Below are 23119 nucleotides of genomic sequence, written 5' to 3'. Positions count from 1 at the left end.
ATGCGGGTTACTTGGACTTTTCCAGGTAGCGGAAGAAATCGCTACTTGGGTCCAGCACCATGACGTCGGTTTTGTTCGCAAAGCTTTCACGGTAGGCGCGCAGGCTACGGTAGAACGCGTAGAACTCCTGGTCCTGGCCATAGGCCTTGGCGTAGATCGAAGCGGCTTGAGCATCACCATCACCACGGGCCTCTTCAGACTCGCGATAGGCTTCAGCCAACAGTACGCGACGCTGACGGTCGGCATCCGCGCGGATCCCTTCTGCCAGTTCGTTACCCTTGGCGCGGTGCTCACGAGCCTCGCGCTCACGCTCGGTGCTCATACGCTCGAACACGCTGCGGTTCACTTCCTTCGGAAGGTCGATGGCCTTGACCCGAACATCGATCACCTCGATGCCCAGCTCTTTTTCCGCCATCGCATTCAACGAACGCGTGATGTCCGCCATCAGCGCGTCACGTTCACCGGATACCACCTCGTGCAGGGTGCGCTTACCAAACTGGTCACGCAGGCCCGATTCCAGACGGCGCGACAAACGCTCGTCGGCAATCTGCTTGAGGCCGGAGGTCGCGGTGTAGAAGCGCTCGGCATCCTTGACGCGCCACTTGGCGTAGGCGTCAACCATCACGGCTTTCTTTTCCAGGGTCAGGAAGCGTTGTGTCGGTGCATCCAGGGTCATCAGGCGGCCGTCGAACTTGCGCACCTGGTTGACGTAGGGGACTTTCACATGCAGGCCCGGCTGGACATCCGCCTGGACCACGCGACCGAATTGCAGCAACACCGCGCGCTCGGTCTGAGACACGATATAGAAGCAGTTCCAGGCAGCGATGACCACGACGACGCCCACAATCAGGGCGGTCAGCGATTTATTGCTCATCAACGACTCTCCCTGGTACGTGTTTGCTGTTGCAGCAGGTCAGCGGCCGCACGGGCGCTCGCTTCGTTGGCAGCAGCATTGGAACCGGTAGCCGGTGCGCTGGTGCTGCTACGACCACCTTCGATCATCTTGTCCAGCGGCAGGTACAGCAGATTGTTCTGCCCGCCCTTGCTGCCGGTCACGAGAACCTTGCTGGTGTTGCTGAAGACTTCCTGCATGGTGTCCAGGTACAGACGCTCACGGGTGACTTCCGGTGCCTTGCGGTACTCGGCCACCAGCTTGGTGAAACGATCTGCCTCACCCTTGGCGCGGGAGACCACTTCGTCGCGGTAACCGTTGGCATCCTCAAGGATGCGCTGGGCCTGGCCACGGGCTTCCGGCACCACGCCGTTGGCGTAGGTTTCAGCCTGGTTGCGCGAACGCTGCTCGTCTTCACGGGCACGGATCACGTCATCGAAGGCTTCCTGCACTTCACGCGGTGCCGCTGCGCTCTGTACGTTGACCTGGGTCACGGTGATACCGGTGCGGTACGTGTCGAGGAACCGTTGCAGGCGCTCCTTGATTTCGCTGGCCATCAATTCACGGCCTTCAGTCAGCACCTGGTCCATTGCGGTGGAACCCACCACGTGGCGCAGGGCGCTTTCGGTCGCATGTTGCAGGCTGATCTCCGGCTGGTCGACGTTCAGCACGAAGTCCTGCAGGTTGCTGATCTTGTACTGCACGGTCAGCGGCACTTCGACGATGTTCTCGTCTTCGGTCAGCATCTGGCCCTGCTTGGTGTAGGCACGCTCACGCGTGACGTTTTCCATGTACTTCTTGTCGATCGGCGGGAAGTAGATGTTCAGGCCAGGGCCGACAGTCTCGTAGTACTTGCCGAAGCGCAGCACCACGGCTTGCTCCTGCTCGTCCACCACATAGACGGCGCTGTACAGCCAGACGGCCGCCAGCACGACGAGGCCGATGCCGAGCAGGCCGTAACCACCGCCCTTGCTCGTACGACCGCCTTCGTCACTACCACGTTTTTTTCCACCACCGAACAACCCATTCAGGCTTTCCTGCAGCTTTCGGAAGGCCTCGTCGAGATCTGGTGGCCCCTTGCGGTCGCCATTATTGCGGCGTTTACCACCCCAAGGATCCTGATTATTCGAGTTGCCACCCGGCTCATTCCAAGCCATAGCGCTCTCCATCTGATAAAGCAAAGACGCACCCACGGCGCGCCGACCAATGCTACAGAATGCCTGTCACAGCGGCACAACCGCTTTCTCAGGCTTTTATTGCAAAGTGTGTTGTTCGATGAACTCTGTCGGCACAACGCCTTCACGGCTGACCAGCCGATTCAGCTCCGAGCGCGGCAATCGAACGGCCAGCAAGCTGACACCTTCTTCGTCGTGTTCTTCTTTCTGTACCGCGCCCAGCTCGAAAAACTGTGCACGCAGTCGAGCAAAACGCTGCGGCAAGCGCAAGGTGCCGACGAACAAATCGCTGCCCAACAGCTCGGCAATGGCTTGTTCAAGCAATTCCAGGCCACTGCCATCACGCGCCGACAGCCAGACCCGCTGGGGCTTGCCGTTTTCGTCGCGCTGGATTTGTGGCTCAACGCCTTCAAGCAAATCGAGTTTGTTATAGACCTCGAGGATCGGCAAGTCCTGGGCACCAATCTCGCCCAGCACCACCATGACCTGTTCAATCTGCAACATGCGATCCGGTTCGGCCGCATCGATCACGTGCAACAGCAGGTCGGAATTGCTCGACTCTTCGAGCGTAGACCGAAATGCCTCGACCAGCTTGTGGGGCAAGTGACGAATGAAACCCACGGTATCGGCCAGGACAATCGGCCCCAGGTCGTCCAGTTCCAGACGGCGCAAGGTCGGGTCGAGGGTCGCGAACAGTTGGTCGGCCGCGTACACGTCCGATTTCGTCACGTTGTTGAAGAGTGTGGATTTGCCGGCGTTGGTATAGCCCACCAGGGAAACGGTCGGGATATCCGCACGCATACGGCCACGTCGCGATTGTTCGCGCTGGCTGCGCACCTTCTCCAGGCGGCCCTTGATCTGTCGCAGGCGCACCCGCAGCAGACGCCGGTCGGTTTCCAGCTGGGTTTCACCCGGGCCGCGCATGCCGATGCCGCCACCCTGGCGCTCAAGGTGAGTCCAGCCACGAACCAGCCGGGTGCTCATGTGGTCAAGCTGGGCCAGTTCTACCTGGAGCTTGCCTTCATGGGTACGGGCGCGTTGAGCGAAAATATCGAGAATCAGACCCGTGCGGTCGATCACGCGACACTCGAAAACTCGTTCGAGGTTACGTTCCTGACTGGGCGTGAGGATGTGATTGAAAATCACCAGATCGGCCTTTTCGGCGTGGACCAGGTCGCGCAGTTCCTCGACCTTGCCGCTGCCGATCAGGAATTTGGCGGTTGGCCGATGACGCGGCACGTTAAAAAACGCGACGGTCTCGGCGCCGGCCGAATTTGCCAACTCCTGAAACTCCTGCGGATCTTCGCGCGCCTCAGGGTCCTGTCCATCCAAGTGAACGAGGATTACTCGCTCACCACCACCGTGGCGCTCAAAGAACAAAGGAGACTCCTATCAGGCGTTACCTGGTGCAGGCTCGGCGTCACCCTGTTCTTCGGTTGCGCTAGGCAGACGAATTGGACGAACCGGCACTACGGTCGAGATAGCGTGCTTGTAAACCATTTGGCTTACGGTGTTTTTCAGCAGGATCACGAACTGGTCGAACGACTCGATCGTACCTTGCAGCTTGATACCGTTGACCAGATAGATGGAAACCCCAACTTTCTCTTTACGTAAAGTATTCAAGTAAGGGTCTTGTAGCGAATGCCCTTTTGACATGTGCCGCACTCCTTTAAGGATCAATAATAAAAATCGGAAAATAGATAGCTCATGGCCGTCACACCCCCAAGGATAGACGGCAATTGCAAGGACTCAGCTCAATATGGAGACCGTTCCCAAGTATTTCAAGGCGCGTGACAGATTGTCGCTGTCCAGGCTGTCCAGCCAGTGCAAATCGCTCCAACTGCGCAACCAGGTGAACTGACGCTTCGCCAATTGGCGCGTGGCAATGATGCCGCGCTCCTGCATTTCGGCTGACGTCAGCTTGCCATCCAGATGATCCCAGACTTGGCGGTAGCCTACAGCACGTATCGAAGGCAGCCCTGGATGCAGGTCACCTCTTGAACGCAGTGCTACGACCTCCTCCACAAACCCCTGTTCCAACATAATTGTGAATCTTTGTGCAATTCGTTCATGCAGCACCTGGCGATCCGTCGGAGCGATGGCCAGATTCGCCACAGTATAGGGCAATTGTGAGTGTCCCGAGGCGCCTGCTTCAGCACTTTGCGCAGTTTGTTTCAGCCTGTGTTCAGTCATGGTCTGGCCACTGACCCGCCAGACTTCCAACGCTCGCGTCAGGCGCTGGGGGTCATTGGGATGAATTCGCGCGGCGGAAACCGGATCCACAATGGCCAACTGATCGTGCAAGGCCTGCCAGCCAAGGCGCGCAGCCTCTTCTTCAAGTTCGGCGCGCACCTGTGGATCAGCTGGCGGCATATCAGCCAGACCTTCCTGCAAGGCCTTGTAGTAGAGCATCGTGCCGCCGACCAGCAGCGGAATCTTGCCCCGCGCGGTGATATCGGCCATGGCGGCCAGCGCATCGATGCGAAAATCCGCCGCCGAATAGCTCTCGCTGGGATCAATAATGTCGATCAACCGGTGCGGATACTGGGCCAGCAGCTCTTTTGAAGGTTTGGCAGTGCCGATGTCCATGTCCCGGTAAACCAGTGCAGAGTCGACACTGATCAACTCGCACGGCAAGACCTTGGTCAGCTCGATGGCCAGGTCGGTCTTGCCGGCGGCCGTCGGGCCCATCAGGAAGATGGCGGGGGGCAAGGCACTCATCAACGGCCGCGCAAGAACAGTTTGTCCAGGTCGTCCAGGCCCATCTGGGTCCAGGTCGGGCGGCCATGGTTGCACTGGCCGCTGCGCTCGGTGTTTTCCATGTCCCGCAGCAGGCCGTTCATTTCCGGCAAGGCCAGCCGGCGGTTGGCGCGGATGGCGCCGTGACAGGCCATGGTGCCGAGCAGTTCATTGATGTGGGCCTGGATCCGGTCACTGGTGCCGTATTCCATCAGGTCTGCCAGTACGTCGGCCACCAGCCGGTTGGCCTCTGCCTGCTTGAGCAAAGCCGGAATCTGGCGGATAGCCAGGGTTTCCGGCCCCAGGCGTTGCAGCTCAAAGCCCAGCTTCTGGAACACGCTGATGTGCTCTTCGGCGCAATCCGCTTCCCGCTGGCTGACCGCCAGGGATTCCGGCACCAGCAGCGGCTGGCCGCTCAGGCCTTCGCTGGCCATGGCGATCTTCAGGCGCTCGTACATGATCCGCTCGTGGGCGGCGTGCATGTCCACCAGCACCAGGCCATGGGCGTTTTCCGCAAGAATATAGATACCCTTGAGCTGTGCCAGCGCGTAACCCAACGGCGGCACGTCGCCCTGGCCTTCCGGCAACGCGGCAGCACCTGGCTCGGCGCCGGGCAGCGGCGCGAAAAACTCGCGATAGGCCGCCTGGGCCTCGGCCACCGGCACCGCCGATTGCGGACGCGGGGTGTACTGGTATTGATAACCGGCGCCGGCGCCTGAGCCTGGTGCGGTATAGCTCGGCTGGGCTTGCGGCGATTGCAGCAGGTTGGCCGCCAGGCTCATTTCGCCCTGGGGCCCGAACTCGCCGGCTTCCGGCCCTGAAGGACGGACAACAGCCGTGACAATCGGCGCCGCCAGGTGATCATCCGGCCGCACATCGCCCAAGGCGCGGTGCAGGGTGCCGTAAAGAAAGTCGTGGACCATGCGACCGTCACGGAAGCGCACTTCGTGCTTGGTCGGGTGCACGTTGACGTCGACCACCGACGGGTCGACCTCGAAAAACAGCACAAACGTCGGATGCCGCTCGTTGAACAGCACGTCGCGATACGCCTGGCGCACCGCGTGGGCCACCAGCTTGTCGCGCACCGCCCGGCCATTCACGAAGAAATACTGCATGTCCGCCTGGCTACGGGAGAAAGTCGGCAAACCCACCCAACCCCACAGCCGCAGGCCATTGCGCTCGATCTCGATCGGCAGCGCCTGCTCCAGGAACCCCGCGCCGCAGATGGCCGAGACACGCCGCGCACGGGCCGCATCATCATGGGCCTCGTGCAGGCTGAGGATGGTCTTGCCGTTGTGGCGCAGGTGGAAAGCCACATCAAACCGAGCCAGGGCCAGGCGCTTGATGACTTCCTGCAGGTGATCGAATTCGGTTTTTTCGGCCTTGAGGAATTTACGCCGGGCCGGGGTATTGAAGAACAGGTCGCGTACTTCCACCGAGGTGCCCACCGGATGTGCCGCCGGCTGGACCCGGGGCGCCATGTCGCGGCCTTCGGTTTCAACCTGCCAGGCCTGGTCGGCGTCGCGGGTGCGGGACGTCAGGGTCAGGCGAGCCACGGAGCTGATGGAGGCCAGGGCCTCACCACGAAACCCGAGGCTCATCACCCGCTCCAGGTCTTCCAGGTCACGAATCTTGCTGGTGGCGTGACGGGCCAGGGCCAGCGGCAGGTCATCGGAGGAAATCCCGCTGCCGTCGTCGCGCACTCGCAGCAGCTTGACGCCGCCCTGCTCAACATCGACATCAATGCGCCTGGCACCGGAGTCGATACTGTTTTCCAGCAACTCCTTGATTACCGACGCTGGCCGCTCGACCACCTCACCCGCCGCGATCTGGTTGGCGAGACGCGGGCTTAGCAGCTCGATGCGCGAGGTATTGCTCAAGACTGTTTCGCTCATTATTGCGCCGCCAGTTCAGTGCCCGGGATGGTCAACACCTGGCCGACCTTCAATTCATCGGTCTTGAGGTTGTTGGCACTGCGCAAGGTTGCCGCTGACACCTGGAAGCGCACCGCCAGCATCGCCAGGGTGTCGCCCGGCTGCACGCGATGGTCACGCGGGCCCTGGGCGATTTTCCCGGAGTCACGCAGCCAGGCTATATAAGTGCCCGGCGGCGGGTTCTGCTGGAAGAACTGGCGAACACCGGCGCTGATGGACCGCGCCAACGCCTGCTGGTGGCTGGCCGAGGCCAGTTTCGAGGCTTCGTTGGAGTTGGAGATAAACCCGGTTTCCACCAGGATCGACGGAATATCCGGCGACTTGAGCACCATGAACCCGGCCTGTTCCACGCGCTGTTTGTGCAGCGAGGTGACGCGACCAATGTTGCTCAGGACTTTCTGCCCCACGTTCAGGCTGGAGGTCAGCGAGGCAGTCATCGACAGATCGAGCAATACGCCAGCGAGCATCTTGTCCTTGTCGTCGAGGGATACGTTGCCAGCCCCGCCGATCAAGTCGGAACGGTTTTCACTGTCCGCCAGCCAGCGGGCGGTCTCGGACGTAGCGCCGCGATCAGACAGGGCAAACACCGAGGCACCAAACGCCGCGGCCGAAGGTGCGGCGTCGGCGTGGATCGAGACGAACAGGTCGGCGCCCTTCTTGCGGGCGATTTCGGTACGGCCACGCAGCGGAATAAAGTAGTCGCCGGTACGGGTCAGCTCGGCGCGATAGCCTTTCATGCCATTGATCTGGCGCTGCAGTTCGCGAGCGATGGCCAGTACCACGTCTTTTTCATGCTGGCCGCGCGAACCGGAGGCTCCCGGGTCTTCGCCGCCGTGACCGGCATCGATAACCACAATAATGTCACGCTTGCCCGCAGGAGCCGGTGGCAACGGCGGCAATTTGACCTGGGGTTGCGACTGGTTGACCGGCACCGCAGGTATCGTCGCGACGCTTGGAGTTGGCGCAGGCGGCGGCGCGGCATCGGCGGCGTTGTCGAACAGGTCGACCACCAGCCGGTTGCCATACTGTGCGTTGGGCGCCAGCACGAAGCTTTTCGGGGTCACGGCCTTTTTCAGGTCGATGACCACCCGCAGGTCGGTCGGCGTACGCTGGGCCGAGCGCATCGCGGTAATCGGGGTATTGGCCATGGCGACCTTCAACGGCGCGGCCAGGGTCGCACCGTTGATATCAATCACCAGGCGATCAGGCGCCGTGAGGGTGAAGACGCTGTGCTGAACCGGGCCGGACAGGTCGAATACCAGTCGCGTGTTATCCGGTGCCCGCCACAGGCGAACACTTTTCACCTGTGAGGCCGCCAGTGCATTGAAAGTCATTGCCGCAAGCAACACCCCTACGACAGTAACCAACGCGCGAAAGCGCATACCTAACCCCATCAATTATTTGAATTCCAATGCCAAGGCGGCGCACCACGACTCGCCGCGCGCGCTCTGGGACAACAATTTCAGCTGACGTCCTTGCTTATGCGGGGTAATGGTAATGGTCAGGTCCGGCTTTGGCAAAAAGCCTGTGCCTTTATCTGGCCACTCGATCAGGCACAAGGCGTCCTCATCGAAGTAATCACGAATGCCCATGTATTCCAGTTCTTCCGGGTCCACCAGGCGATACAGGTCGAAGTGGAACGCTCGTACGTCACCGATTTCGTAGGGTTCTACCAAGGTGAACGTAGGGCTTTTCACAGCACCCGCGTGCCCCAACCCGCGAATGATGCCCCGGGACAAGGTGGTTTTTCCGGCGCCGAGATCGCCTTCCAGAAAGATCAGCCCTGAGCCTTGAGTGACCCGGGCAATACGGTTGCCCAAGGCGACCATGGCGTCTTCATCAGGCAGGAAAAGAACTACTTCAGACACGGCGATTGCTCCTCCAGCAACTGACGAATGGCAGGAATCAGGTCACTGGCGGCCAGCCCGCGACCGTAGGTACCCTGGCGATCTCCGGCAGTGGCATGCAGCCAGACCGCCAGGCAGGCGGCATCAAATGCCGGCATGCCTTGCGCCAGCAAAGCACCGACCAGGCCGGCCAACACATCGCCAAGGCCAGCGGTTGCCATTGCAGGATGGCCCTGATCGCAGCGGGCAACCCGACCGTCCGGGCTGGCGATCAAGCTGCCGGCGCCCTTGAGGATGGCCACCGCATTGAATTTCTGACTCAAGGCGCGCGCCACGTTAAGGCGGTCGGCCTGAACCTCGGCTGTCGAAATACCCATCAAGCGGGCCGCTTCGCCAGGATGCGGAGTGATCACGCAATTGGCCGGCAAGCTGACGCTGCCCGCCGCCAGCAGGTTCAAGGCATCGGCGTCCCAGACTTGCGGCTGCCTGGCATTGGCCGCTACCGACAGCAGGCTTTTGCCCCAGGAGACCTCGCCCAGGCCCGGGCCGATGACGATCACGGAAATCTTTTCCAGCAGGCCCATCAATTGATTGGCCGAGTGCACGCCCACCGTCATCACTTCCGGCAACCGCGCCAGCGCCGCACCGACGTGTTCGCTACGGGTCGCCAGGGAAACCATGCCGGCACCACTGCGCAGGGCACTTTCAGCACTGAGCAAGGCGGCGCCGCCAAAACCGCGGTCGCCGCCGATCAGCAATACATGGCCGAACTGGCCTTTATGGGCGTCCGGGGAACGCGCAGCGAGTTGCGGCAATTGGCCGGGCAACAGGTGCTGAACGTCGGGTATTTCGTGTTTTGTCTGCGGCATGCGTCTTCAAGCTCCGATGTCTGGCAGAATTATACGCATCTAACCTGCGGTTTCTCTTGTTCATGCCTGCTATTACCTACGACCTGCCCGCCCTCGCCCAATCGATCAAAGACTGGGGCCGCGAGCTGGGCTTTCAACAAGTGGGCATCAGCGGCCTCGACCTCGCCGAGCATGAACAGCACCTGCAACGCTGGCTCGACGCCGGCTACCACGGCGAAATGGACTACATGGGCGCCCACGGCAGCAAGCGCTCACACCCGGAGGAGCTGGTACCCGGCACCTTGCGCGTGGTCTCACTGCGCATGGACTACTTGCCGGGCGACACCCAAATGGCCCAACTGCTGGCCAAACCCGAAAAAGCCTACATCTCCCGCTACGCCCTGGGCCGCGACTACCACAAGCTGATCCGCAAGCGCGTGCAGCAACTGGCCGACCGCATCCAGGCGCAAATCGGCCCGTTCGGCTTCCGCGCCTTTGTCGACAGCGCCCCCGTGCTGGAAAAAGCCATCGCCGAGCAGGCCGGGCTCGGCTGGATCGGCAAGAACACCCTGGTACTCAATCGCAAGGCGGGCAGTTACTTCTTCCTGAGCGAGCTGTTTGTCGACCTGCCGTTGCCGGTCGACCCACCCCACGCCACCGAACATTGTGGCCGCTGCACCGCCTGCCTGGATATCTGCCCTACCAACGCCTTCGTCGGGCCCTACGTGCTGGACGCCCGGCGCTGCATTTCCTACCTGACCATCGAGCTGAAAAGTGCGATCCCCGAAGAACTGCGCCCACTGATCGGCAATCGGGTATTCGGCTGCGATGACTGTCAGATCGTTTGCCCGTGGAATCGTTTCGCGCGGCCTACCGACGAACGCGATTTCAAGCCACGGCACAACCTGGATAACGCAGAGCTCGCCGAGTTGTTTATGTGGGACGAGGACAAATTCCTCAGCAGCACCGAAGGTTCTCCCCTGCGCCGCGCCGGCTATGAGCGCTGGCTGCGCAACCTGGCGGTGGGCCTGGGCAATGCGCCATCAAGCATTCCGGTGCTGGAAGCGCTGAAGGCGCGTCGGGAATACCCCTCGGAACTGGTGCGCGAACATGTGGAATGGGCGCTGAACCAGCACGCCGAACGTCAGTGCACGTCGTCGTTGTAGACGAACTTGGGCATTTCCCAGTGAAAACGGATCGCCAGCAGGCGCAATAGAAAGCCGCTGAACAGCGTCAGCAGGATCGATTGCTCACTTGGCAGCTCAAGGTAGATGCACAGCATGTAGAACCAGGCGGCCAGGAACGACACGCTGGCGTACAGCTCGCGGCGGAAGATCAACGGAATGTCGTTGCAGAAGATATCCCGCAGGATGCCGCCGAATACCCCGGTGATCATACCGCTGACTGAAGCCACCAGCATGCCGTGGCCCATTTCCAGGGCGGTCATGCTGCCGATCAGCGTGAAGGCCACCAGGCCCACGGCGTCCAGCGCGAGGAACAGCGACCGCAGGTGGCGCATCAATGGAGCGATGAAGATGGTCACCAGGGCAGCGACGGAGGTCAGCACCAGGTACTCCGGGTGTTTGACCCAGGTCAGCGGGTAGTGGCCGAGCAACACGTCACGCACCGAACCGCCGCCCAGCGCCGTCACGCAGGCGATCAGCACCACACCGAACCAGTCCATCCCGCGCCGCCCGGCGGACAAGGCACCCGTCATGGCTTCGGCGGTGATGGCGATGAGGTAGAGCATCAGCAGCATGGTGGCGATCCTTGCAAAGTTGTGGCGAGGGGGCTTGTCCCCCGTTGGGGTGCGAAGCAGCCCCTTTTAAAGGCAATAGAGTTTTCAGGTAGATCGGGATGTCAGATTTTAGGGCCGCTTCGCAGCCCAACGGGGGACAAGCCCCCTCGCCACAGACAAGCCCCTCGCCACAAAAGCCCGCTTGGCTCAGGTATTACCGCTTTAGAACTTGATGAAATGCTTGCGGTAATGCTGCAGCTCGGCAATCGACTCGCGAATATCGTCCAGCGCCAGGTGGGTGCTGCCCTTGTGGAAGCTGTCTTTGACTTCCGGCGCCCAGCGCGCGGCCAGCTCCTTCAAGGTCGACACGTCCAGGTTGCGGTAGTGGAAGTAGCTTTCCAGCGCCTTCATGTGGGTATAGAGAAAGCGGCGGTCCTGGCAAATGCTGTTGCCGCAGATTGGCGACTTGCCCTTGGCTACCCACTTTTCCAGGAAGGCGATGGTTTCGGCTTCAGCCTCGGCCATGCTCACGCGGCTGTCGCGCACACGCTGGGTCAGGCCCGAGTTGCCGTGGGTGCGAGTGTTCCACTCGTCCATGGTGGCCAGCACCGCGTCGCTGTGGTGAATGGCGATCACCGGACCTTCGGCCAAGGTGTTGAGGTTGCTGTCGGTGACAATGGTCGCCATCTCGATGATGACGTCGGTGTCAGGGTTCAGACCGGTCATTTCCAGATCGATCCAAATCAGGTTCTGTGGGTTTTGCATGTCGTGGTTCCTTGGCACCTTGGCGTAGCTGCGCAGTTTAGCAGGCAGGGCGTGCTAGACTCGCGACCGTTTCACCTAACCTTTGCATTATCGACACGGAACACCAATGGCCAAACGCCAGCTCAACCGTCGCCAAAACTGGCGCATCGAAAAGATTCAGGGCGAACGCGCTGCCCGCGCCGCCAAACGTGAATCCTCCGCCGTGGAAGCGCTTGAGGGCGGCGACCTGGGCCCCGAGCAAACGGGCCTGGTGATCGCGCACTTCGGTGTGCAGGTCGAAGTCGAGGCCACCGAAGGCGATCACGCCGGCCAGGTGTTCCGTTGCCACCTGCGCGCCAACCTGCCTGCGCTGGTGACCGGCGACAAGGTGGTATGGCGTGCCGGCAACCAGGGCATCGGCGTGATCGTCGCCCAGTTGCCGCGCACCACCGAACTGCGTCGCCCCGACAGCCGTGGCCAGCTCAAGCCGGTAGCGGCCAACGTCGACATGATCGTCATTGTCTTCGCGCCACTGCCTGAGCCCCATGCCAACCTTATCGACCGCTACCTGGTAGCCGCCGAACACGCCGGCATTCGCCCGCTGTTGCTGCTGAACAAATTCGACCTGATCGACGAACAGAACGCCCCGGCGCTCAACGCGTTGCTGGCGGTGTACCGCACCCTCGGCTACCCGGTGCTGGAAGTCTCGGCGCATCACGGCAATGGCATGGAACAGTTACAGACTGAACTGGACGGTCGCATCAGCGTGTTCGTCGGCCAGTCGGGCGTGGGCAAGTCGTCCCTGGTCAACAGCCTGTTGCCGGAAGTCGAAACCCGTGTTGGCCCGCTGTCGGAGCTGTCCGGCCAGGGCACCCACACCACCACCACCGCGCGATTGTTCCACTTTCCGGGCGGCGGCGAGTTGATCGACTCCCCCGGCATCCGTGAATTCGGCCTGGGCCATGTGAGCCGTGCCGATGTTGAAGCGGGCTTTATCGAGTTCAACGACTTGATCGGCACCTGCCGCTTCCGCGACTGCAAACATGACCGCGAGCCGGGTTGCGCCCTGCTCAAGGCACTGGAAGACGGCCGCGTGCAGCAGCAGCGAATGAACAGCTATCGCTCGATCATCGCCAGCTTGCCCGAGACCAGTTACTAAGCAGCAAACCGGTGCCGTGCCATGCCTTGATACACATAAGGCACGGCACGGAACCCCCGACCCCATTGATTAAATCGAGTCAGCCATCAAGAATCCGCTGCAACTGGGCGGCCCATGACGCAAGCCAGCTTGAATTCGATTTTCCCAATGCTCATACTCGCTCCGTCACCAGCGCAAGCTGGCAGGAGTCTGGATCCTTTTCGGGGTTGATCCAGCGGCGCAGAAGGGGCGAAGCAAGCTCCACTGCGTGTCGAATGAAGCCGCCTTCGGGCGGCTTTGCTTTTTCCGGGGAATCAACGATTGCCTCTCTACTACCATCCCAAACAAGGCGATGTTCTTCTGTGCGACTTCACTCGGGGCTTTGTAGCGCCCGAAATGCTGAAGATCCGCAAAGTCGTTGTGATCTCGCCGACTGTCACCCACAGCCGAAAACTGTGCACAGTGGTCCCGATTTCCTCCACAGCGCCTGACATCCAGCACGACTGGCACCATTTATTGCGAACCAATCCGCTGCATACCGATGGCTATAAAGCGCTGTGGGTGAAATGCGACATGATCTACACGGTCAGTTTCGAACGACTGGACAAACTGCACAGAAAGACCAGGACCACTGGGCGAGAGTATTTCGTGCCGCGCTTGGGCGCGGAAGATATGCGAGGCGTGATTGACGGTGTGAAGGCCTACCTCCCGCTCTGATACAACCGACAGAAAAAACCCCCGAGAACCCGGGGCTTTTTTAATCGTCGAAGCAACCGATTGAGTCTGACGGCCTCATGAACCCGTGGCGGGCAGAGTCGGGTCTTTCATCCCGCCGTCATCAAACAGGTTCAGCTTCTGCCGCAGCTCATGGGCCGGCAACGGCTCCTGCTCCGGCGGCAGTGCGTTCGGGTCTGCCGGCACCTCGCCCGGCGCGCCTTCACCCTGGGTCGGTACCGGTGGCGTCGCAGGCGGGTCACCTTCAATTGCACGCTGGGCCTTTTTGGTCAGCACGACGATATCGATGCGTCGGTTGATCGGATTGAACGGATCCTTGGGATCAAACAGCTGCGAGGAAGCAAACCCCACCACCCGTGCCACTTGCGGGTCCGGATAGCTGCCGGCCACCAGTGCACGACGCGCGGCATTGGCCCGGTTGGCCGAGAGCTCCCAGTTGCCGAAGTCGCCCTGGCCTGCATACGGCTTGGCGTCGGTGTGGCCGCTGATGCTGATCTTGTTCGGCACCGCCTTGATGGTGTCGGCCATGGCCAGCAGGATGTCTTCAAAGTACGGCTTCAAGCGTGCGCTGCCGGAGTCGAACATCGGCCGGTTGGCGGCGTCCGTGATCTGGATGCGCAAGCCATCCGGGGTGATCTCGAAGGAAATCTGGTCCTTGAACTTCAGCAGTTGCGGGTTTTCCTCAACCTTGGTTTGCAGTTCCTGCAGCAGCAATTCCAGGCGTTCCTGCTCGACCTGTTCGGCCATGCTCTCGACGGTGTCGCGCTCGATCGGGATCTTTTCCTGCGGCGAGTCGGTCTTGATTTCCGGGTTGATGGTGCGCTCGGGCGCCAGTTGCGGCGAACCACCGAGGTCGATCACAAAAGGCGTGCCGCTCTCGGAGAAACCGATGGGGTCCTTGAAGTAACCGGCGATGGCGATCTTCTGTTCCGGCGTGGCGGTGGACATCAGCCACAGCACCAGGAAGAACGCCATCATCGCCGTCGCAAAGTCGGCGAAGGCGATTTTCCAGGCGCCGCCATGGTGCCCCGCAGCGAAGCGCTTGACGCGCTTGATGATGATCGGCTGGTTGTTTTCCATGGCTTAGCGACCGCGAACCGCTTGTTCCAGCTCAGCGAAGCTTGGACGGTGCTTCGGATACAGAACCTTGCGCCCGAACTCCACTGCCAACGATGGCGGCATGCCGGAAGCCGAAGCCACCAGGCAGGCCTTGATGGCTTCGTACAGATTCACTTCTTCCTTGGCATCGTGGGCCAGGGACGTGGCCAGCGGGCCGAAGAAACCGTAGGCCGCGAGAATACCGAAGAAGGTACCTACCAGTGCCGCACCTACGTGCATGCCGATGGCTTTCTGGTCGCCTTCACCGAGGGAGGCCATGGTCACCACGATCCCGAGCACCGCGGCAACAATACCGAAACCGGGCATGCCGTCGGCGATGCCGGTCACGGCGTGGGATGGGTGCTCCAGCTCTTCCTTGAGGCTGAACAGTTCCATGTCGAACAGGCCTTCCAGCTCATGGGGCGCCATGTTGCCGGACGACATGATGCGCAGGTAATCACAGATGTAGGCGGTCATGCGCTCGTCTTTGAGCACGGCCGGGTACTTGGCGAAAATCGGGCTCGCCGCGGCGTCCTCAATGTCGCCTTCGATGGCCATCATGCCTTCGCGGCGGCTCTTGTTGAGGATCTCGTAGATCAGCCCCAGCACTTCCAGGTAGAAGGTGTGGGAGAAGCGCGAGCTGAACATGCCCAGCGACTTCTTGATCACGTGCATCGTCATGTAGCCGGGGTTGGCCTGCAGGAATGCGCCGAACGCCGCACCGCCGATAATCAGCACTTCGAAAGGCTGGATCAGCGCCGCAATCTTGCCGTGGGAAAGGACGTATCCGCCGAGCACGCTCGCGATGACGACGATGATGCCGATAATTTTAGCCATAGGGGATGAGTACTTGCGCCGTCGGGTTCAGGGTCATATTCGCAAGAGTTGAAAACTCTTGTTCTACTTATCGGCAAATCTGCGCCAGACTATAGCCCGTTATGGCGAAAAACCAGTTCGGCCCGTCCCGGGCGTGTTGACCGCAAGTGATGATCGCGCCCCAATCATGGCAAATGAAACGACAGTCCCAACTCAAAAACCCGCCACCCTCGCCGCTTGGATAAAGCGCCTGGACGATGTGCTGTTGCCTGTTCCACAGGCGAGCCACGACCGGGTTTGCAAGGCCATCGGCGACAACCGCAGTTCGTTGCGGGATATTGCAGAGCTGATGCAGAACAGCCCGGCGCTGGTGCTGAGCGTGATGCGCGAGGCCAACAACCAGGCCCACGGCAGCCTCGCGGAGCCGGCAGAAAACCTCGAAGTGGCGATCAATCGCCTCGGCCTCAAGCGCACCGAGGAGCTGCTGCGGCGCCTGCCTTCCGTGCCGCTGAATGAAATCCCCGTGGCCCTGCGCCAGCTGCAGATGATCAGCCAGCACGCGTCGCAACAAGCCAGCGGCCTGTTCGCCAGCCGCCTGGCGCGGTTGTGGCAAGACATTCACTGGGGCAGCCTGCTGTTCCTTTCGCCGCTGTGGCCGATGGCGATTGCCTATCCCAAGCTGCTGGAAGAATGGGAGCTGCGGGTGATTCACAAGGGCGAATCGGCCCGCACGGTCGAACAGGAGCTGTTCGGCGTACGCCTGCTGGACCTGTGCCTGGGGTTGACCGACACCTGGCGCCTGCCGATCTGGGTGTCCCAGGGTTATACGTTGCTGCTGACGGAACAACGCTTGCTGGTCAAGGCGCTGAGCATTGCCCGTGAAGACGAGCCGTTGTGCCAACAGCAGTTGCTGGATGCCGACCCGAACCTGCGCCGCTGGCTGAACCAGCCGGCCAACACTGTGCTGTTGGCCAACGGCCTGGCGCTGGCGGCGCAGGAGTCCTGGACCTGCCCGCACACCCAGCGCTGGCAATACCTCACTGCGCTTTACCTGCAACAACCGTTGGCCGAAGTGCAGCAACAGTCCCACCAACACGCGGCGATCAGCGCCCGCAGCACCCTGATGCGCGACCTGTGGCACCCGGCGCTGTCGTTGATCTGGCCATGGGATGTGCAGCGCGTTCACCACGGCTTGCTGCCGGCACCGCCACCCACCGCCGAGTCCCTGGCGATCTGGCGCAAGCGCTGCACCGAATTGCTCGTAGAGCCGAGCCGCTTTGCCAATGCCATGCACCTGACCACCTGCGCCAAGGAAGCCCTCGTGGCCTGCGGCATGCAACGGGTGATGCTGCTGATGGCGGACAAAACCTTGAGCACGCTACGTGTGCATCAAGTCGACGGCCTGCCGAAGGACGCCGACCACATGAGCCTCGACGTGGCGCAAAGCACCCTGCTGCAACGCCTGCTGGCCAAGTCCGCCCAGGTGCGCCTCAACCCCGACAACCACGCCCAGTTCTCGGCACTGCTGCCGCCGGAACTGCGCCGCCTGTTCAAGGGCGAACACCTGCTGCTGCGCTCCCTGAGCTGCAATGGCCGGGTGGTGATGCTGATGGTGGCCGACCAGGGCGGCGGGCCGTTCTCGGAAACCACCGTGCAGGCCTTCGGCAAAACCGCCCAATGCATCGAAAAGGCCCTGCACAGCTTTACCAACCGCAGTGCCTGACGCTTGCGCTACAATCGCCCTCCCTTAGCGCCCAATTTTTATGCCCAGGAGACCTCACATGCCTGACTTCTCTGGCTTGCCGCTGGTCATCGAGGCCAGTGACCTGCTCGGTCGCCTCGATGCCGAACACCTGATCCTGGTGGACCTCACCAGCGCTGCGCGTTACGCCGAAGGGCATATCCCCGGCGCACGCTTCGTTGATCCAAAACGCACTCAACTGGGCCAGCCACCAGCGCCGGGCCTGCTGCCGGGCAAGGCCGATCTTGAAAAGCTGTTCGGCGAACTGGGCCACACCCCGGATGCCACTTACGTGGTGTATGACGACGAAGGCGGTGGCTGGGCCGGGCGATTCATCTGGATGCTCGACGTCATCGGCCACAAGAAGTACCACTACCTCGACGGCGGCCTGCTGGCGTGGCTGGAAGAAAAACACCCAGTGTCCACCGAGGTACCGGCCAGCGCCGGCGGCCCGGTCAGCCTGACGTTGCATGAAGAACCCACCGCCACCCGCGAATACCTGCAAAGCCGTCTCGGCGCTGCCGACCTCGGCATCTGGGACGCCCGTGGCCCGCTGGAATACTCCGGCGAGAAAGTCCTCGCGGCCAAGGGTGGACACATCCCGGGCGCGGTGAACTTCGAATGGACCGCCGGCATGGACAAGGCACGCCAACTGCGCATCCGCCGCGACATGCCGCAGATCCTCGAAGACCTCGGGCTGACCCGCGACAAAGAAATCATCACCCACTGCCAGACTCACCACCGTTCTGGCTTCACCTACCTGGTGGCCAAGGCGCTCGGTTATCCGCGAGTCAAAGGTTATGCCGGTTCCTGGGGCGAATGGGGCAACCACCCCGACACCCCCGTTGAGATTTAAGGTTTAAGGACAGTTAATGAAAAAGCAGTTGTTCATCCTCAGCCAGTACTTGCTGCCCCACCACCTGCTGTCGCGTCTGGCCGGTTGCATTGCCGAATGCCGCGTGCGCTGGTTCAAGAATGCGTTCACCCGCTGGTTTGCCAAGCGTTATCAAGTGGACATGTCCCAGGCCCTGGTTGAAGACGTGACCGCTTACGAGCACTTCAACGCCTTCTTCACCCGCGCACTGAAAGACGGTGCACGCCCGCTGGATCAGACCCCAGGCGCGGTGTTGAGCCCGGCCGATGGCGCGGTCAGCCAGTTGGGCCCGATTGAACATGGCCGGGTGTTCCAGGCCAAGGGCCACAGCTTCAGCGTGCTGGAATTGCTGGGCGGCGATGCGGCGGTGGCTGCGCCGTTCATGGGCGGCGATTTCGCCACTGTTTACCTGTCGCCGAAGGACTACCACCGGGTGCATATGCCATTGGCCGGCACCCTGCGGGAAATGGTTTATATCCCTGGCCGAATCTTCTCGGTGAACCAGACCACGGCCGAAAATGTGCCGGAACTGTTTGCGCGTAACGAGCGTGTTGCCTGCATCTTCGACACCGAACGCGGCCCGATGGCCGTGGTGCTGGTTGGCGCGATGATCGTGGCGTCGATTGAAACGGTTTGGGCAGGCTTGGTAACGCCGCCAAAACGCGAGCTGAAAACCTTCCGTTATGACGAAGCTGCCCGTGGGCCGATCCACCTGGAAAAAGGTGCGGAACTGGGGCGCTTCAAGCTGGGTTCGACGGCAATCGTGCTGTTTGGGCCGGACCAGGTTCAATGGTCGGAAGCACTGCAGGCGGGGACGCCGGTGCAGATGGGCCAGGGCATGGGTTTGCCGAAAGCCTGACCTAGCGATCATTCCCACGCTCCGCGTGGGAATGCATCCCGGGACGCTCCGCGTCCCAACCTCAAAATCGGACGCGGAGCGTCCAGGGCGGCGTTCCCACGCAGAGCGTGGGAACGATCTTCAGAGCTGACCGTCGCGATCGCGAAAGCCCAACAGGTACAACACGCCATCCAGCCCTAAAGTCGAAATCGCCTGCTTGGCCGATTGCTTGACCAGCGGCTTGGCCCGGAACGCCACACCCAACCCGGCAATCGCCAGCATCGGCAAGTCATTTGCCCCGTCGCCGACCGCAATGGTCTGCTCCAGACGCAACCCTTCCTTGTGTGCCAATTCCCGCAACAGGTCAGCCTTACGCTGTGCGTCGACAATCGGCTCCACGGCCACGCCCGTCACCTTGCCGTCTACCACTTCCAGCTCGTTGGCGAACACATAGTCGATACCCAGCTTGGCCTGCAATTGCTTGGCGAAGTAAGTGAAACCGCCCGACAGGATCGCGGTCTTGTAGCCCAGGCGCTTGAGTTCGGCGAACAGGGTTTCGGCGCCTTCGGTCAGTCGCAGCGAGGCGCCGATGGAGTCCAGTACGCTCACATCCAGGCCCTTGAGCAGCGCCAGGCGCTCCTTGAAGCTGGCTCGGAAATCCAGCTCACCAGCCATGGCACGCTCGGTAATTTCCGAAACCTGCTCGCCTACACCGGCAGCCTTGGCCAATTCGTCGATGACTTCGGCTTCGATCAGCGTCGAATCCATGTCGAACACCGCCAGGCGGCGATTGCGGCGGAACAGCGAGTCTTCCTGGAAGGCGATATCGACGTTCAGCTCTTGGGCAACGCTCAGGAATTCGGCACGCAGGGCCTGGGGATCTGCCGGCTCACCGCGTACGGAGAACTCAATGCAGCCCTTGCCCTTGTCCGCCGGCGTGTCCAATGGCATGCGACCCGACAGACGGTCAATATGGTCGATATTCAAACCGTACTGAGCCGTGATCGAACTGACACGCTGCAGTTGCTCGGCTGTCACCTTGCGGGTCAACAGCGTCACGATGTGGCGTTTCTTGCCCTGGCCGGCCACCCAGCTCTGGTAATCCTCTTCGGACACCGGGGTGAAACGCACCTGCTGATCGAGCTTATACGCCGTAAACAGGATGTCCTTGAGCACGGACGAGGCCTGCTCGGTGCTGGGAATTTCCACCAGGATGCCGAACGACAGCGTGTCGTGAATCACTGCCTGGCCGATGTCGAGAATATTCACACCACCCTGGGCCAGAACACCGGTAATGGCTGCAGTGAGACCCGGACGGTCCTCACCTGTGATGTTAATCAGGACAATTTCGCGCAAAGCGCACCCCCGAGCTGGAAAAAAACCGCATTCTACCCACTTTCAGTGACCATCGGGCACAGCCAGCGCTTTGCCGGTCTTGGGCCTGTCGCTATACTGCGCGTCAACTTCACGGACTAAAGAGCCGAGCTTAAGTGAACCGGCCCACGCCAGTAAAAACCGATAACTTCTTCCTGCTGATCTTCCGGGCACTGCGTCACCGCCGTGTACCGATCGCATTACGCATCGCCAGCCATAACGTGATCCTGGTCGCCCTGGCCCTGGTCATCTACGCCTGCGTGATGGGTTTGCAGTTCAAGCAGGCCATGCACGAGCAAGCCGACGCTTTGGGCGAGAGCCTGACCACCCAGACCGCCACCTCGGCGACTGAGTTGTTGGTGTCCAACGACATCCTCAGCCTCAACGTGCTGCTCAACAACCTGACCAAGAACCCGCTGGTGGCCCACGCTGCTATCTATAGCGTGGACAACCGGATCATGGCCGAAGCCGGGCAACGTCCGAAAAACGGCCTGCTGGGTGAAGCCGAAGGCCTGTACCAGAGCAATATCACGTTTCAGGACGTGAAGGCCGGCCAACTGCGCATCAGCCTGGACATGCAACAGTTCCAGCAGCCGATGACCATCAGCCTGCAAAGCATGGGTATCTTGAGTGCGATCCTGCTGGCACTGTCCCTGGCCTTGAGCCTGCGCCTGGGCCGGCATATCTCCACGCCACTGATGCAACTGCGCATCTGGCTGCGGGATATCGATGAACACACCCCGGCCACCGACCGCCAGGACGAAATCGGCGACCTCGCCCGCCAACTGCACACCAGCTTCGCGCCGGAGCCCGTAGTGCCCGAGGTTGAACCCGAGCCCGAGTTCGACGACACCGACTACGAAGACGACGAGCCCGAGTTTGAAGTGCGCAACCTGCGGGACCCGAGCTTCGACGAGTCTGCGCCGGTAGCGGCCCAAAAGCCGGCGACCCGTCATGTGATCAAGGCAGAAGAAGACGAACTGGACGAAGAAGACCCGTTCGCCGATCTTCGCGATACTTCAGTGCCAACCGCTCCTGCTGTGCAGCCTGCTCCGGTGCGCAGCACCCAGCCCCAGCACAGCGCCGTATTGGCCGTGCAACTGGGCGCACAGGATCAACTGCGTCGCTTGCCGCGGGCACGCCTGACCGAGCTGCTGGAACGTTATCGTGACTGCCTCGACCAGGCGGCCTCGCTGTATCAGAGCGAACTGCACACCCTGAACGACGGCAGCACCTTGATGCTGTTCCACAGCGAAGACAGCGGCGAAGACTACCTGACCAACGCCATCTGCTGCGGTGAACTGCTGCGGGCCCTGGGCCATGCGCTGCAAATCGAAGTGGCCGACAGCGGCATCACCTTGCAGCTGCAATTGGGCCTGACGGTGGGCGACGATCTGTATGGCATGAGCCAGATTGATCTGCTGCTGACCGAGATTGCCCAGGACGCCCTGGCCTTGTCGCAACACAGCCGCAACCTGCTGCTGGTGGAGCGCAAGATCAGTGACGACGTGCTGATTCGCCAGCGTGCGCGGATCCGCCCGATTGCCAGCCCTGAGGGTGCGTGCTGTGTGGAGCGGCTGATGGAGCCTTACCCGTCGATGCTGGAGCGCCAGCTGGCGCGGATGCATGAGACGCGGGCGAAGAACTAAAGAACAACGCAAATCAATGTGGGAGCGGGCTTGCTCGCGAAAGCGGCCTGTCAGTCAGCCTATGTATCGACTGATCCGCCGCCTTCGCGAGCAAGCCCGCTCCCACATTAGATCTGCGTACCGCTCAAATCCCGCACAAACAAAAGGCCCGCTCATCAGCGGGCCTTTTTGTTGGTCTGTATTCAGGTCAGAACCTGAACACTTCCATATCGGTGCGAATCGGCACGGCCATCGGCATCTTCGGCTTCTCCGGTGCCGCAGCCTTGGGCTGCGCCGGGGCTTGTTTGCGTGGCGCTTCTGCCACCGCTGGCTGATTGGCCAATGGCTTGAGGGCCACCGACAGCTGGTCAGCCAAACGTTGCAGCAACACACCCTGGGCCTGGACCTGGGACGCGGTGCTGCCGCTGTGCTCTTCCTGCAAGTGCACGATGCGGTTATCCCGCACCTGGCCACGACGGTCGATCAGGCGCCATTGCGCGTCGAGGATAGCGGGCTGCGAAACGCCCGAGTCCAGTCGCGTAATGGTCAGCAGCACCTGTACGTCCGGGGCAAAACCCAACGGCGCCGGCGCCAATACCACGCGCTGGCTGTCCAGGTGGCCAGCCACCTGGCGCAACATCAACTGATTGATGTCGGACGAAAGGCTACCGGCCCAGCGGCCATCGGTGGAACCTTGCAGGCTGCCGTCGTTCTGACGTTGCAGCAGGGTTTCACGTTGCAGATAGTCGGCCACTACAACAGGGCCAAGCAATACAGCCATGCCGGCACTTTGTGCAGGCTGAGCCGGACTTCCACTGTCCAGCTGATACAGCGACACCGGTTGGTGTGTGCTGCAACCCGCCAGGCCCAAAAGGCCAGCGAGCAACAAAAATAAAGGAAGGCGCGGAGCAGTCATCATCCCATCCAGGTGGCTGCCACAAGGCGAACCACAATGTAATA

22 protein-coding genes are annotated in these 23119 nt (G+C 61.3%); 7 read left to right on the top strand and 15 right to left on the bottom strand.

Annotated elements, in window-relative coordinates; genetic code table 11:
- Positions 1 to 7: 7 nt before the first annotated feature.
- The 9 genes from hflC to HX805_RS06730 all read right to left on the bottom strand — a co-directional run bounded on the left by hflC (position 8) and on the right by HX805_RS06730 (position 9456).
- Positions 8 to 874 (bottom strand): protease modulator HflC, encoded by an 867-nt coding sequence (hflC, locus tag HX805_RS06770; RefSeq protein ID WP_003217510.1) that lies wholly within the window; start codon positions 872 to 874, stop codon positions 8 to 10.
- Positions 874 to 2049 (bottom strand): FtsH protease activity modulator HflK, encoded by a 1176-nt coding sequence (gene hflK / locus HX805_RS06765; RefSeq protein ID WP_177080388.1) that lies wholly within the window; start codon positions 2047 to 2049, stop codon positions 874 to 876. Before hflK ends, hflC begins: the two co-directional genes overlap by 1 nt.
- Before the next feature lie 96 nt (positions 2050 to 2145).
- Positions 2146 to 3447 carry a ribosome rescue GTPase HflX gene (gene hflX / locus HX805_RS06760; protein ID WP_003217514.1) on the bottom strand — a complete coding sequence of 434 codons (1302 nt, stop codon included), beginning with the start codon at positions 3445 to 3447 and terminating at the stop codon, positions 2146 to 2148.
- Between the two features lie 12 nt (positions 3448 to 3459).
- A complete protein-coding gene (hfq, locus tag HX805_RS06755; protein ID WP_003217515.1) occupies positions 3460 to 3723 on the bottom strand; it encodes an RNA chaperone Hfq in 264 nt (87 codons plus the stop codon).
- A gap of 93 nt (positions 3724 to 3816) precedes the next feature.
- Entirely contained in the window at positions 3817 to 4788 is a 972-nt protein-coding gene (gene miaA / locus HX805_RS06750) for a tRNA (adenosine(37)-N6)-dimethylallyltransferase MiaA (RefSeq protein WP_003217518.1), read from the bottom strand.
- Positions 4788 to 6686 carry a DNA mismatch repair endonuclease MutL gene (gene mutL, locus HX805_RS06745; RefSeq protein ID WP_177116730.1) on the bottom strand — a complete coding sequence of 633 codons (1899 nt, stop codon included), beginning with the start codon at positions 6684 to 6686 and terminating at the stop codon, positions 4788 to 4790. The genes miaA and mutL overlap by 1 nt, the downstream gene beginning before the upstream one ends.
- A gap of 14 nt (positions 6687 to 6700) precedes the next feature.
- The gene (locus HX805_RS06740; protein ID WP_202948682.1) at positions 6701 to 8134 is read right to left on the bottom strand and encodes an N-acetylmuramoyl-L-alanine amidase; all 1434 of its coding nucleotides are present in this window, start codon (positions 8132 to 8134) and stop codon (positions 6701 to 6703) included.
- 3 nt (positions 8135 to 8137) lie between these two features.
- Positions 8138 to 8608, bottom strand: coding sequence for a tRNA (adenosine(37)-N6)-threonylcarbamoyltransferase complex ATPase subunit type 1 TsaE (tsaE, locus tag HX805_RS06735; RefSeq protein ID WP_003217524.1), 471 nt, complete (start codon positions 8606 to 8608; stop codon positions 8138 to 8140).
- The gene (locus HX805_RS06730; protein WP_003217526.1) at positions 8596 to 9456 is read right to left on the bottom strand and encodes an NAD(P)H-hydrate dehydratase; all 861 of its coding nucleotides are present in this window, start codon (positions 9454 to 9456) and stop codon (positions 8596 to 8598) included. The genes tsaE and HX805_RS06730 overlap by 13 nt, the downstream gene beginning before the upstream one ends.
- Before the next feature lie 62 nt (positions 9457 to 9518).
- Here HX805_RS06730 and queG point away from each other — a divergent pair, with 62 nt between their 5' ends.
- Positions 9519 to 10601 carry a tRNA epoxyqueuosine(34) reductase QueG gene (queG, locus tag HX805_RS06725; RefSeq protein WP_177080390.1) on the top strand — a complete coding sequence of 361 codons (1083 nt, stop codon included), beginning with the start codon at positions 9519 to 9521 and terminating at the stop codon, positions 10599 to 10601.
- Here queG and HX805_RS06720 read toward each other — a convergent pair.
- Together HX805_RS06720 and orn are read right to left on the bottom strand one after the other, a co-directional pair.
- Positions 10580 to 11194, bottom strand: coding sequence for a trimeric intracellular cation channel family protein (locus tag HX805_RS06720; RefSeq protein ID WP_177080391.1), 615 nt, complete (start codon positions 11192 to 11194; stop codon positions 10580 to 10582). The two genes, queG and HX805_RS06720, sit on opposite strands and share 22 nt — an antisense overlap.
- Before the next feature lie 201 nt (positions 11195 to 11395).
- Positions 11396 to 11938 (bottom strand): oligoribonuclease, encoded by a 543-nt coding sequence (orn, locus tag HX805_RS06715; RefSeq protein ID WP_177080392.1) that lies wholly within the window; start codon positions 11936 to 11938, stop codon positions 11396 to 11398.
- Between the two features lie 106 nt (positions 11939 to 12044).
- Here orn and rsgA point away from each other — a divergent pair, with 106 nt between their 5' ends.
- Both rsgA and HX805_RS06705 read left to right on the top strand, forming a co-directional pair.
- Positions 12045 to 13076 (top strand): small ribosomal subunit biogenesis GTPase RsgA, encoded by a 1032-nt coding sequence (rsgA, locus tag HX805_RS06710; RefSeq protein WP_003217530.1) that lies wholly within the window; start codon positions 12045 to 12047, stop codon positions 13074 to 13076.
- 300 nt (positions 13077 to 13376) lie between these two features.
- Positions 13377 to 13772, top strand: a complete 396-nt coding sequence (locus tag HX805_RS06705) for a type II toxin-antitoxin system PemK/MazF family toxin (protein ID WP_102370214.1) — start codon at positions 13377 to 13379, stop codon at positions 13770 to 13772.
- Between the two features lie 75 nt (positions 13773 to 13847).
- Here HX805_RS06705 and motB read toward each other — a convergent pair whose 3' ends face one another.
- Both motB and motA read right to left on the bottom strand, forming a co-directional pair.
- Entirely contained in the window at positions 13848 to 14870 is a 1023-nt protein-coding gene (motB, locus tag HX805_RS06700) for a flagellar motor protein MotB (protein WP_102367976.1), read from the bottom strand.
- A gap of 3 nt (positions 14871 to 14873) precedes the next feature.
- Positions 14874 to 15725, bottom strand: a complete 852-nt coding sequence (motA, locus tag HX805_RS06695) for a flagellar motor stator protein MotA (protein ID WP_003217532.1) — start codon at positions 15723 to 15725, stop codon at positions 14874 to 14876.
- Between the two features lie 166 nt (positions 15726 to 15891).
- Between motA and HX805_RS06690 the strand changes: the two genes are divergently transcribed.
- From HX805_RS06690 to asd, 3 genes are read left to right on the top strand one after another with little or no spacing between them, the layout of a single operon-like run.
- The gene (locus HX805_RS06690; protein ID WP_177080393.1) at positions 15892 to 17427 is read left to right on the top strand and encodes an HDOD domain-containing protein; all 1536 of its coding nucleotides are present in this window, start codon (positions 15892 to 15894) and stop codon (positions 17425 to 17427) included.
- A gap of 58 nt (positions 17428 to 17485) precedes the next feature.
- Positions 17486 to 18301 (top strand): rhodanese-like domain-containing protein, encoded by an 816-nt coding sequence (locus tag HX805_RS06685; protein ID WP_102367974.1) that lies wholly within the window; start codon positions 17486 to 17488, stop codon positions 18299 to 18301.
- Between the two features lie 16 nt (positions 18302 to 18317).
- Positions 18318 to 19178, top strand: a complete 861-nt coding sequence (gene asd / locus HX805_RS06680) for an archaetidylserine decarboxylase (protein WP_008439110.1) — start codon at positions 18318 to 18320, stop codon at positions 19176 to 19178.
- 120 nt (positions 19179 to 19298) lie between these two features.
- On the opposite strand, the gene serB is transcribed toward asd, so the two are convergent.
- The gene (gene serB / locus HX805_RS06675) at positions 19299 to 20513 is read right to left on the bottom strand and encodes a phosphoserine phosphatase SerB (protein WP_003217536.1); all 1215 of its coding nucleotides are present in this window, start codon (positions 20511 to 20513) and stop codon (positions 19299 to 19301) included.
- 134 nt (positions 20514 to 20647) lie between these two features.
- Here serB and HX805_RS06670 point away from each other — a divergent pair, with 134 nt between their 5' ends.
- Positions 20648 to 22180 carry an AhpA/YtjB family protein gene (locus HX805_RS06670; RefSeq protein ID WP_008439111.1) on the top strand — a complete coding sequence of 511 codons (1533 nt, stop codon included), beginning with the start codon at positions 20648 to 20650 and terminating at the stop codon, positions 22178 to 22180.
- Between the two features lie 187 nt (positions 22181 to 22367).
- Here the strand turns inward: HX805_RS06670 and HX805_RS06665 are convergent, their stop codons facing one another.
- Positions 22368 to 23075, bottom strand: coding sequence for a membrane integrity-associated transporter subunit PqiC (locus HX805_RS06665; RefSeq protein WP_003217538.1), 708 nt, complete (start codon positions 23073 to 23075; stop codon positions 22368 to 22370).
- Positions 23076 to 23119 lie beyond the last annotated feature (44 nt).

It is taken from the genome of Pseudomonas sp. G5001, from assembly GCF_013385475.1.
GTDB lineage: Bacteria > Pseudomonadota > Gammaproteobacteria > Pseudomonadales > Pseudomonadaceae > Aquipseudomonas.
This window is presented reverse-complemented; position numbering and strand designations above follow the sequence as displayed.